Raw genomic sequence first — 12,156 nt, 5'->3', positions numbered from 1 at the left:
CAGCAATGCGCCCATGTCATTACAACGCTTCGACGTCAATGTGCAGCGCGTCGTATCGCCAGTATTCCAAATCGCAGTCAATCACCCGATCGTGCTGATCGCGGTTAACCCGGGTAATAAATAACGCCGGGCTGCCGTAGGTGACCTTCAGCATGGCTGCCGCTTCCTGCGACAGCAGGGTTGGCAGCATATCGAAACGTACCCGCCCGTAGCGAATGCCGTAGCGTTCGGCATACAGCCCGGTCAGCGACTGGGTTAAATCTGCCTCCAGAATGCCGGCAAAGTAGGCCGGGTTGAGGTAGTGCTCACAATACAGCACCGCGCGGCCATCGATGTAGCGCAACCGACGAATGCGATAGACCTCGCTACCGGACGGTAAAGCCAGTTTTTGGCTCAGATCTTCGCGCAGCGGCACGGTGGCGCTGTCGATCACTTCGGTATGGGCATCACGCCCTTGCTGTTGCGCCATGGCGTGGAAGTGGCTGCGCTGCAGAGGGTTGTAAATCAGCCGCGGCGGCGAGATAAACCAGCCGCGCCTCACCTGACGGTAGATCACACCCTGCGCCTCCAACTGACCGAGCGCTTCCTGCAGCGTAATACGGGTGGTGGAAAACTGTTCGCTCAGAGCACGTTCCGAAGGCAATTTGCCGTCGGCGCTGAACTCCCCCACGGCGATCCGGGCGTTCAGCGTCTGGCAGATGGTCGCCACGGTTGTCGATACTTCACTCATGCAACAGATGCCCCATTTTAGTGCGTTTATCCCCGCTAAAGGTAGACCAGCGAAGGGCTGACGAACACGCCAAATGCGATAAAACCGCTGCTTTTTTAGACTGACATATAATTATCACATTCGTCCGTTAGATTGGCTTGGTTCTTGCTGGACTAGTCCAGTCACTCCCACACTACCACCCGGAGCATCAGTTATGAAACGTTTGTGCGCTTCTGTGTTAACCAGTGCCATTGTCCTGACCAGTCAAATGAGCTGGGCAGCCGATTCCGATCTGGCGGCGCTGGAACAGGCTGCCAAGAAGGAAGGGGAAGTCAACAGCGTCGGCATGCCGGACAGCTGGGCTAACTGGAAAGATACCTGGCAGGATCTGCTGAGCAAGTACGGCCTGAAGCATGTCGATACCGACATGAGCTCGGCGCAGGAAATTGCCAAGTTTGATGCAGAAAAGAGCAATGCTACGGCGGATATTGGTGACGTGGGCGCGGCATTCGGCCCTATCGCGGTACAAAAAGGGGTGACCCAGCCGTATAAACCTTCCACCTGGGAACAGGTACCTGACTGGGCCAAAGACAAGGACGGCCACTGGGCACTGGCCTATACCGGCACCATCGCCTTCATTATCAATAAAAAACAGGTGAAAGAGATCCCCCACAGCTGGGCAGATCTGTTGAAGGGCACTTATCAGGTCACTATTGGTGACGTCGGCACCGCTTCACAGGCGGCCAGCGGCGTGCTGGCGGCAACCTACGCGATGGGCGGGAACGAAAAGAACCTGAAGCCGGGCCTGGAATTCTTCGGCAAGCTGGCCAAGGCCGGGCGCCTGAGCCTGAGCAACCCGGTGATCGCCTCGCTGGAAAAGGGCGAAGTGCAGGTGGGGGTGGTTTGGGACTTTAACGGTTTGAACTACCGCGACCAGATCGACAAAACCCGCTTTGAAGTGCTGATCCCCTCTGACGGATCTATCACTTCCGGTTATACCACCATTATCAACAAATACGCCAAACACCCGAATGCCGCCAAGCTGGCACGCGAATACATTTTCTCAGACGCAGGCCAAATCAACCTGGCGCGCGGCTATGCGCGTCCAATCCGAGCGGAACACCTGACGTTGCCAGACGATGTCAAAGCCAAGCTGCTGCCGGCAGAACAGTATAAGAATGCTCACCCGATCGCCGATCCGGCGGCCTGGGAGCAAAGTGCCAAAACGCTGCCGCGCCAGTGGCAGGAAAACGTCATTATGTTTATGCAGCAGTGAGTTAAACCATCATGAAAACTATCCTCGTGCTGCTGGACGGTCTGAATTATCAGGTGGCACACGACGCCATGGGCTATCTGCAGGCCGAATGTGCGGCAGGGCGCGGACGGTTGTATCAGTTGGAGAGCGAGTTGCCCTCGCTCTCCAGACCGCTGTACGAATGCATCCTCACCGGTGTGCCGCCGGTGGAGAGTGGCGTGGTGCATAACCAGGTGTCACGCCTCTCGCATCAGCAAAGCGTGTTTCACTACGCTCGTGCCGCGGGCTTGACTACCGCGGCAGCGGCCTATCATTGGTTCAGTGAGCTGTACAATCGTACCCCGTTCGACCCCGCGCGCGATCGCCATACCGACGATGCCGAGCTGCCGATCCAGCACGGCCATTTTTATTACGACGACCGTTACCCGGATTCTCACCTGTTTGACGATGCGGAAAGCTTGCGCCGCCGTCATCAACCCGATTTCTTACTGATCCACCCGATGAACATTGACGACACAGGGCACCGCTTTGGCCTGTCATCGCCGCAGTACCGCAATGCGGCGCGCAACGCCGACGGCGTACTGTCGCGCTATTTGGCCGACTGGCTGAATGCGGGTTATCAGGTGATGGTCACCGCCGATCACGGTATGAATGACGATCGCAGCCACGGCGGCGTGTTGCCGGAAGAGCGACAGGTGCCGCTGTTTGTCTTCGGTGACGCCTTCAGCCAGAGCGACGCTAATCCGCAGCAAACCGACCTGTGTGGCACCCTGTGCGAAGTGCTGCAGATACCGCACGACAAGCCGCGTTGCCGTGCGCTGTTGGCCTAAGGGTGAGCCATGAAAGCTAAGTGGATTGCCGCGCTGTGCCTGCTGCCGTTTATCCTGCTGTTCGGCGCGTTTCAAATTGCGCCGCTGGTGTGGATTGCCGTCAGCAGCTTTTTCAGCCAGACCAGCGGCTGGGGGCTGGGCAACTATGTTGACGTACTGACCTCGCCGTTCTATTTGCAGGCGTTTCAGTTCTCGCTGGAGATCTCTCTTTGGTCGAGCGTTTATGGGCTGCTGATTGCGTTAGTAGGCAGTTACTCACTGCGCCGGCTCGGTCAGACAAGGTTTCATGATTTTGTGATGTCGTTTACCAACATGACCAGCAATTTCGCCGGGGTCCCCTTGGCGTTTGCCTTTGTCATTCTGCTGGGATTGAACGGCTGCCTGACGCTGCTGCTGCGCAAATATGGCCTGATGGAAAGCTTCAACCTGTATTCCAAAACCGGACTGATCGTACTTTATACCTACTTCCAGATCCCGCTGGGCGTGCTGCTGCTGTACCCGGCGTTTGACGCGCTGCGCGAGGACTGGCGCGAATCGGCATCGCTGCTTGGCGCCAGTCCGTGGCGCTACTGGCGGCATATTGGCTTGCCGGTGCTGGCGCCGGCGTTGATGGGCACCTTTGTCATCCTGCTGGCCAACGCACTGGGGGCTTATGCCACGGTGTATGCGTTGACCACCGGCAATTTCAACGTGATACCGATCCGCATATCGGCGCTGGTCGCGGGGGATATCTCACTCGACCCTAACCTGGCCAGCGCGCTGGCTATGCTGCTGGTGGTGATGATGGCGTTTATTACTCTGATCCATCAATGGCTGTTGCGCAGGAGCTACCTCAATGCGCGCTCATAATGTTGCGGAGGGCGGCCATGTCGCGCTTTGAAACCGGCTATCACCGCGTAGTAAGCGGTCTGCTGTTGCTGATCCTGCTGTTGCCGCTGGCGGCGACGCTGATTTATGCGCTGGCCACCCAGTGGGGCGCGACTATTCTGCCGGACGGTTTTACCCTGAAATGGTTGGTGGCCCTATGGAGCGATCCCCGCTTCCTGCTGGCGCTGTGGCACTCGCTGCTGATCTGCTTTGGCACCCTGGTGCTGGCGGTGGTGGTGATTTTGCCAACGATGTTTGTGATTGCTTACTATTTTCCCAAACTGGATGCGGTAATGAACGTGCTGATCCTGCTGCCATTTGCCGTGCCGCCGGTAGTGTCGGCGGTCGGGTTGATGCAGCTGTTCGCCGCCGATCCGCTGCCGTTGCTGGGCACGCCGTGGATCCTGATCGGCTGCTATTTTTCCATTACGCTGCCGTTTATTTACCGTGCCATCAGCAACAACATGCAGGCGATCAACCTGCGCGACCTGATGGACGCCGCACATCTGCTGGGCGCCAGTACCTGGCAGGCGGCGCTGCTGGTGGTGCTGCCGAACCTGCGTAAGGGCGGGATGATTGCGGTACTGCTGTCGTTCTCTTTCCTGATTGGCGAATTCGTCTTCGCCAACCTGCTGGTGGGCAGCCAATACGAAACGCTGCAGGTTTACCTCTACAACATGCGTAACGGCAGCGGCCATTTCACCAGCGCACTGGTCATTTCTTATTTCGCCGTGGTGCTGATTGTCACCTGGTTGGCGAATTTGCTGAATAAAAATAAGGGCTAACCGCATGGCTTACCTCAATGTCACCCGCCTCAATAAACACTATGGCCAGACCCAGGTGTTTCAGGATATCGACTTCACCGCCGAGGAGGGCGAGTTTGTCACGCTGCTCGGGCCGAGCGGCTGCGGTAAATCGACGTTGCTGCGCTGTCTGGCGGGGCTTACCCCGGTCGACAGCGGACAGATCCTGCTGCAGGGCCAGGATCTGGTGCCGCTCCCCCCGCAAAAGCGCGGTATCGGCATGGTGTTCCAGAGCTATGCGTTATTCCCGAACATGACCGTTGAGGGCAACGTCGCGTTCGGGCTGAAAATGCAAAAGCTGGCGGCCGGTCAGATCCAGCAGCGGGTGCAAGAGGTGCTGGCGTTGGTGGAGCTGACTGAGCTGGCGAAACGCTATCCGCATCAGTTGTCCGGTGGACAGTGCCAACGGGTGGCGCTGGCACGTTCGCTGGTGACCCGTCCGCGGCTGCTGTTGCTCGACGAGCCCCTTTCGGCACTCGACGCGCGTATTCGTAAGCACCTGCGCGAACAGATCCGTCGGATCCAGCGTGAACTGAACCTGACGGCCATCTTCGTTACCCACGATCAGGAAGAAGCGCTGACGCTGTCGGATCGCATTGTCTTGATGAACAAAGGACAAATCGTACAAAGCGGTGACGCGGAAACTCTGTATACCCAGCCGGCCGACGTCTTCGCCGCCGGGTTCATCGGCAACTACAACCTGTTGAGTGCGGAACAGGCGACGACTTTGACCGGCAGCCCTTACCACGGTAAGGTAGCTGTTCGACCAGAGTCCATTACCCTGGTGCCTGCCGGGCAGGGGATTGCCGCGGTGATCCTTAACCACAGCCTGTTGGGCAACGTGGTGCGCTATCGGGTACAGGCCCGCGGTGTGGAGCTGCTGGTCGACGTGCTCAACCGTTCGGTCGAAGATTTGCGGCCCGACGGCAGTGAAATTGGACTACACTTAGAAACTGTTACATTACGGGAAGTTGCATGACATCGCTGCGGCATTCAATGATAACTCCAGGGTAATTCCTGCCGTTGCGTTAACCCTCCAATAGCGGTCTGCAGCCTGTTGCCGCTGTCCTGCCTTTATGCACGCCTGGCAGGCAGGATAGCCTGCTGTGTCTTGCCGGGCGTGAAGGGAGCGTTCCTTCCGTGTTGACCCTTCTTCATCTGCTTTCTTCCGTTGCCCTTTTGGTGTGGGGTACCCACATCGTGCGCACCGGAATTATGCGGGTTTACGGCGCTAATTTGCGCCGGGTATTGAGCGACAGCGTAGAGAAAAAACCGCTGGCGTTCGTCTCCGGTATCGGCGTGACCGCGCTGGTGCAAAGCAGTAACGCCACGGCGTTGCTGGTGACCTCTTTCGTCGCGCAAGGGCTGGTGGGACTGACGCCCGCACTGGTGATCATGCTCGGCGCCGATGTCGGTACCGCGCTGATGGCGCGAATACTGACCTTTGACCTCTCCTGGCTGTCACCGCTGCTGATCCTGGTCGGCGTCTTCCTGTTTCTCAGCCGCAAGCAAACCCGTGTAGGGCAAATGGGGCGCGTGTGTATCGGCCTCGGGCTGATCGTACTGGCGCTGGAGCTGATTGTTGCCGCCGCGACGCCAATCACCCAGGCGGCGGGTGTGAAAGTGTTGTTCTCGTCACTGACCGGTGATGTGATGCTGGATGCCCTGACCGGTGCGCTGTTCGCCATTGTCAGCTATTCCAGCCTGGCGGCCGTACTGTTGACTGCCACTCTGACCGCCTCCGGGGTGATCTCGCTGAAGGTGGCGCTGTGCCTGGTGATCGGTGCCAATCTTGGCAGCGGTCTGTTGGCGATGATCAACACCAGCGGCCAGAATGCCGCCGGTCGTCGGGTGGCGCTCGGCAGCCTGTTGTTCAAGCTGATGGGCTGTGTGCTGGTGCTGCCGTTTGTCTCTTATCTGGCGGACGTGATGACTCGGTTGCCTGGCGGCAACGAAGAGTTGGTTATCTACTTCCACGTGTTCTACAACCTGATCCGTTGCCTGGTGCTGATCCCGTTGGCCGGGCCGATGGCGCGCCTGTGTGAAACGCTGATTGCCGACGTGGCGGCGGACGATCCCCGATTGCGACCGCGGCACCTTGATGCCAGTGCACTGGATACCCCGACGCTGGCATTGGCCAACGCGGCACGTGAAACCCTGCGTATGGGCGACGTGGTGGAGCACATGATGATTCTGCAGCGCGAAGTGCTGCACGGTAAGCAGGGGCAGGATAAAGAGGTTCGCCGGCTGGATGATGACGTCGACGTGCTTTATACCGCCATCAAGCTGTATCTGGCGCAGATCCAGAAAGAGGATTTAGGCGAGGAAGACTCTCGGCGCTGGGCGGAAATCATCGAGATGGCGCTGAATCTGGAACAGGCGGGTGACATTATCGAGCGCATGGCCGGGGACGTGGGGGCGAAATCACACGCGGCGCGGCGAGCATTCTCCACCGAAGGGCTGGCCGAACTGGATGCGTTGCATGAGCGGCTGATAGGCAATCTGCGTCTGGGACTGTCGGTGTTCTTGTCCGGTGACCTTACCAGCGCCAAACGGCTGCGGCGCTCCAAGCATCGGTTCCGGATTTTGGATCGTCGTTACGCCCATGCGCACGTTGATCGCTTACATCAGCAGAACGTTCAAAGTATTGAAACCAGCTCTCTGCACCTGGGGCTGTTGGGGGATATGAAACGCCTGAACTCACTGTTCTGTGCGGTGGCATATAACGTGCTGGATCAAGATGAAAAGGATGATGAGCGTGAGTGGGAGGATACGCCCAGCACGCTGTAAGTCATGCCCCCGGCGTGGCCGGGGGCAGTACCTCAGTTATTTACCCGAAAAGACCCCCGCTTTGGCATCGGCGGCCTGGTTATTGATATAACCGCCGACCGGTGTCTCCAGGTTCACCACGCTTTTACCGGCGATGCCCAGCAGTGCGCCTGCCGAGGCAGCGGCATCGAGATGACCGCCACCCTGATAGCGGTTGCCCGCCACGTCCTGCTGTTCCAGTTTACCGTTACCCAGCGTCACTTCACCTTGCTGGCTGCGGATCTCGCCGCCAGTGAGACGAGTGGTGCCCTGAACGTTGAGCGCAACGTCATTTTTCCCATTGATGGCCGACTGCACGCCTACCGCATCGTTATTGACTACGTCGGCCTTGACCTTGAACTGGCCTTGCAGCCCGGCAGGACCGGTCAGGCTCTCTTTGGATTTGTTGCCCAGGAAGCGAGCGCCGCGATCCCACAGTGGCCCCTTTTCTTTTTCGCCGACCAGCGTTTCCGGCAGGGTGACCTTACCCTCGGCCTTGCTGAAGCTGACCGCGCCGGTGGTGTCCTGCTTCGGATCGAGGCGACGAGCTACGCTGTTGTACTTGTCGGTGGTGGCGTCAGCGACCTTGTTGATGCCGCCCTCCAGCTTCTCCTTCACCTTACCCGCGTAGTGCGGGGTACCCACTTTCGACAGTTTGCTGGTTATGCTGCTGGCCGGGTCGTTGGTGTGGCTCAGACCGACATCCACATCGACCTTCACGCTGCTTTCGCTGTCTTTGCGACTTTCGACGCGCAGATCGCCACCGATGTTGCCTTGCACGCTGTCGGCATCGATTCGGGCGCCGGCCAACTGGGTGTCTTTACCACTGTTGATCGTGACTTCTCCTGCGCTAATCAGGCTGTTGCCCTGAGTGGTTTTTTGCAGGTTATCGACACCGACTTTCACACCGGCGCCCAGGGTATGGGTGTCGCTGCCGCTGGTGGTATCCACCTTGCCGTTGGCGTCCTTATTGAAGGATTGGCCGCCTTTGGCGTTAGCCTTCAGCCCCAGGTTCCAGTTGTTTTTCTGCTCCTGGTTTTGCACCGACTCCAGCACCACGCCGCCGTTCTCGGCGTTCAGGCCAACGCTGCTGCCCTTGACCTCGGTTCCCTGCAGATGCAGAGCATGCGCGTCGTTGCCTTTGGCGGTAATGGTTACCGCGCCGCCGCTGGTGATTTTGCCACCTTGCTGGGTCGTCGAGGTCTCATCTACCTTGGCAATGTCAAACGCGCCGCCGAGAGAAAGGCCGCCCGCGCTCTTTTTGTCGTTATCGGTGCTGTTGCCGCCGATATCGATATTGCCGGAGAGCGTATCGTCCTTGCGGGTCTGCTGCGATTGGGCTGCCTGAAGCGCGACCTTTTCTCCCGCTTTCAGCGAAACGTCGCCCTGGCTGGTGACATTACTGCCTTGCAGCGTCAGCCCACGGCCGGCATCCAGCTCTACGCCCTGTTTGCCGCCGATGTTGCTGACTTGCGCGCTGCTGCCGTCACTCTTCCCGTTGCTGTAGCCGCCACCCAGTCCAAGGCCGAAGCTTTTGGTTTCCGGTGTGGTGCCGCCTTTGGCCGACACTTTGACATTGAAGCCGTTGTGGCTTTCATGGCTGGTATCGGTGGCCTGGTCGAAACGGATGTTGCCGTCTTCCGCTTTTACCTTCGCCTTGCCGTCGCCGGCCTCCAACGAAGTACCCTGATACACCGCGTCTTGCTTGACCTTGATGTCGATGCCATTGGCGGCGGTGATGCTACCGGTCACGGCCTGGCTGCCGGTGCTTTCGCTGTGCTTATTGCCGCCTTCGCCTTTGGCATCGACGGTCAGATCGCTGCCGGTGGTGGTATAAACGCGCACGCTGGCGCCGCCGCGGGTTTCGCTGCTGCTTTCCTGCTGGCTGTTTTTCGCCGCTTCACTGTGGTGGCTATCGGCTGTCAGCGCTACGCTCCCTTGAGTCGCCTGATACTGTGTTCCAGTATCCTGCAATTTCCCGCTGGCTTTTACGTCGATGGATCCGGCGGTAATCTTGCTGACTACGGCTTGGGAGCTGCTATTGCTCTTTTCGCTGCTGCCGCCATTGGCGCCAATATCCAGCCCGATATTCGGTGCGCCGATGCCGCCGATCTCGTTAATCACGCCGTTGGCGTCCAGCTTGGCGACTTTCCCTACCGCACGTTCTACCGGGCGGGTGACGGCGCTGTAATCGACGTTGGCACCGATGTCTACGCCGACGTCGGTTTTAGTGGTGTTGCTGCTTTCGCTGTTGACGGCGGCCAGGTGATCAACGCTGTTGGCATTCTCCTGATATTTGCCGCCAACCTGGTGCTGCGCACCTTGCTGGGTCAGTTTGTCTTTGGCATTAATCGTCAGATTGCCCGCGATATCGCTGCCGGAAGTCACCGCCTTGCTGCTTTGTGAGTGCGTCTTGCTGTTCTCGTAACCGCCTTCGATGCCGGAGCCAACTTTATCTATGCCGCCGGTGTAGTAGACTCCGCCGCCGATTTTGGTTTTTTCGGTATCGCTGGTGGTCTTGTTGTCGGCTGCCAGGAAGGCCACGTTGTCGCCGCTGACGCTGGCGTCACCCTGGGTGGTCACCAGTTTGGATCCGCTGAAGGTCACGTCCTTGTCTGCTTTCAGCGCGACGCTGCCGCCGCTCAGCGTTGATGACTGTTGTTCGCTGCGGGTGGTTTTCTCGCTGTCACTGGTATGCTCAATACGTAAACCGGCACGGTATTGCTTGTCGCTTTTCTCGTTGGCATAGCCGTTGATGGCAAGGGCAGTTTTTTGCTCATCAATGTGCTGCTGCTGTTCTCCGCTGCTGACATTGATATTACCGCCGGCATTGACTTCCAGCTTACCGGTGCTGGTCACCTTGCTGCCCACCACGTCGGTATCCTTTTTGCTGACCAACTGCAGGTTGGTATCGGAAACCAATTCGCTGGCGGTGGACTGTTGGTGGCTGTTATTGGACTTTTGCGAGCTGCTGGTGATATTGAAGACGGTGCCGGTACGGGCATCCACCTTGTCAACCGTGGTGCTGAGGGCGTTATCGATGCGCAGACCGCCGTCGGTGGCGGCGACAAAACCGCCTTTGGCGCCCTTCACGGTGCTGCCGGTAATGGTCACGCCCTGTTTGCCGTTCAGCCACAGGGTGCCGTCGGCCGTCACCTGAGAAGCGTTGCTGACTTCGCGACGGTTGCTGTTGTCCTGGTTGTTGCCGCCGCCGATACCGCCCCATGAGGTTTTATTGTCGCGAACGGTTTTCTCATTGGCGGTTTTTTGTACGCCGATATTGATTTGGTCGTTGGCATCCACCTTGAGGTCGCCTGACGCGTACACTTTGGTTCCCTGGCCTACGACGCGATTACCGGCTTTTATCGCCAAATCACCGCCGGAGAAGACGCTGCTGGACTTCAGGCTTTCGGTTTCATTGCTGTTGCTCCAGCTGCCGGTACGCAGGCTGGAGGTATGGTTGCGCTGATTACCGCGCTCGCTGGTTTTTTCTCGCTCGATCAATCCGCTGAGCTGCACGTCGCGCTTGGCGTCGATGTTCAATGCATTGCCCGCCGAAACCTTGGCGCCACGCAGCGTCACATCCTGCTCGGTGGCGATCAGCGTGGCATTTTTCGTGGCCTCAATGTTGCTGGTGGCCTGTTGAAGCTGCTCATTCTCACGGGTGACGTTGTATTTCCAACTGTAGAACCACTGCTCATCGGTGTGGCCCTGAGTCTGCTTCAGTTGCCGACCGTCGAGCGTCAGGCTGGCGCCTTGCAGCGTGATCTCTTCGCCACGAACGTCGGTGGCGGTCAGGTGGTTGCTGTTATCGGCCACCAGGCTGATATTTTTGCCTTTCAGCTCGGTGCGGGCCAGTTGCTGACCGGTGCTGCGGTCGTTGATGTAGATCCCGCCGCGGTAGTTTTGGTAATTCTCGCCGCTATTGCGGTTGCTGCTGCTGTCGTTGACCTGGCTGTCGGTGCGGATGTTGTAAGCTTTCACCCGGATTTCATCACTGCCATCCAGCTTGCCCGCCAGCTTTACGCCGCTGCCGGTGACGGTATGGATGATATTGATGCGCCCTGCCTGCATGCTGCCAAGATAGTAGCTGTCCGTGGTGCCTAATAACTGGTCCCAGACTGTGAGCTCAGGTTGTTCGCTGCTGAGCACCTGTGCATCGCGCGATACGCGATTGTTGCCGCTGATGGCGTTGATCGCCGAGATCATTTTATCGCTTTTTTTATCGTACAGCGGTGCGACGATAACCTCGCCGCGGCTGTTGATTCTCGGCGCGATCAAATCCAGCACGCCGCTGGCGTTCAGCCGGCCATCAAGGCTCAGGGTGTTGCGATTGCCCAACGTGCTGTAGCCCTGCAGCATGCCGTTTTCCACCAGGGGGTTACCCACCACCAGCGACGAGCGGCTGGTATTGATAAAGCCGCAGCCGTCGCAACTGATGCCGTTCGGGTTAGCCAGCACGTAGTCGGCCGCCATGCCGAAGATTTCTTGCTGTCCGTGCAACAGCGACGGGTTGCGGCTGATCACTTCATTGAGGATCACGCTGGCCGCCTGGTTGTTCAGGTTCGGGTTGGCAGCCAGTTGGCCGGCCAACTGAGACCGCCCGGCATCGAGCGAGTTATTCAGCACCGCGCCGGGTTGGTTGACGTTGAAATCCTGATACTGGTTATGTGACAGCCCGTGGTCGTTAGGCGTCACGATATTGACCACCTGCGCGCCGTTACCGGCAGTTGAAACACCGGGCCCGTTAGCGCCGTTGGCCGCTACGATCTCGCCGGCGTACGCGCTGCCGAGGGAAGCGAGAATGATCGCCAGTGAAGCGGCTAACTTGCCCGCTCCCGAGAGCCTGAAGTTATTATTTTTCATCCATGTATCTCCATATAT

Annotated in this window: 8 protein-coding genes; 6 read left to right on the top strand and 2 right to left on the bottom strand. The window is 58.5% G+C overall.

The window, feature by feature from the left end:
• Window positions 1-19 precede the first annotated feature (19 nt).
• Window positions 20-730 carry a UTRA domain-containing protein gene (locus tag H0S68_RS22450; RefSeq protein ID WP_201895949.1) on the bottom strand — a complete coding sequence of 237 codons (711 nt, stop codon included), beginning with the start codon at window positions 728-730 and terminating at the stop codon, window positions 20-22.
• A gap of 193 nt (window positions 731-923) precedes the next feature.
• Here H0S68_RS22450 and H0S68_RS22445 point away from each other — a divergent pair, with 193 nt between their 5' ends.
• The 6 genes from H0S68_RS22445 to H0S68_RS22420 all read left to right on the top strand — a co-directional run bounded on the left by H0S68_RS22445 (window position 924) and on the right by H0S68_RS22420 (window position 7,254).
• On the top strand, window positions 924-1,985 hold the full coding sequence (locus tag H0S68_RS22445) for an ABC transporter substrate-binding protein (RefSeq protein WP_020837196.1): 1,062 nt from the start codon (window positions 924-926) through the stop codon (window positions 1,983-1,985).
• Window positions 1,986-1,996: 11 nt separating this feature from the next.
• Window positions 1,997-2,794: an alkaline phosphatase family protein gene (locus H0S68_RS22440; RefSeq protein WP_020837195.1), complete on the top strand. Its 798-nt coding sequence runs from the start codon at window positions 1,997-1,999 to the stop codon at window positions 2,792-2,794.
• 9 nt (window positions 2,795-2,803) lie between these two features.
• The gene (locus tag H0S68_RS22435; RefSeq protein WP_020837194.1) at window positions 2,804-3,643 is read left to right on the top strand and encodes an ABC transporter permease; all 840 of its coding nucleotides are present in this window, start codon (window positions 2,804-2,806) and stop codon (window positions 3,641-3,643) included.
• A gap of 17 nt (window positions 3,644-3,660) precedes the next feature.
• Entirely contained in the window at window positions 3,661-4,446 is a 786-nt protein-coding gene (locus tag H0S68_RS22430) for an ABC transporter permease (protein ID WP_020837193.1), read from the top strand.
• A gap of 4 nt (window positions 4,447-4,450) precedes the next feature.
• Window positions 4,451-5,443: an ABC transporter ATP-binding protein gene (locus H0S68_RS22425; protein WP_044553834.1), complete on the top strand. Its 993-nt coding sequence runs from the start codon at window positions 4,451-4,453 to the stop codon at window positions 5,441-5,443.
• 161 nt (window positions 5,444-5,604) lie between these two features.
• Complete coding sequence (locus H0S68_RS22420) at window positions 5,605-7,254, top strand: Na/Pi cotransporter family protein (protein WP_041415041.1); 1,650 nt, start codon at window positions 5,605-5,607, stop codon at window positions 7,252-7,254.
• Window positions 7,255-7,290: 36 nt separating this feature from the next.
• On the opposite strand, the gene H0S68_RS22415 is transcribed toward H0S68_RS22420, so the two are convergent.
• On the bottom strand, window positions 7,291-12,138 hold the full coding sequence (locus H0S68_RS22415) for a hemagglutinin repeat-containing protein (protein WP_410529029.1): 4,848 nt from the start codon (window positions 12,136-12,138) through the stop codon (window positions 7,291-7,293).
• Window positions 12,139-12,156 lie beyond the last annotated feature (18 nt).

Source organism: Serratia sp. AXJ-M, from assembly GCF_046531865.1.
Lineage (GTDB): Bacteria > Pseudomonadota > Gammaproteobacteria > Enterobacterales > Enterobacteriaceae > Serratia > Serratia liquefaciens.
This window is presented reverse-complemented; position numbering and strand designations above follow the sequence as displayed.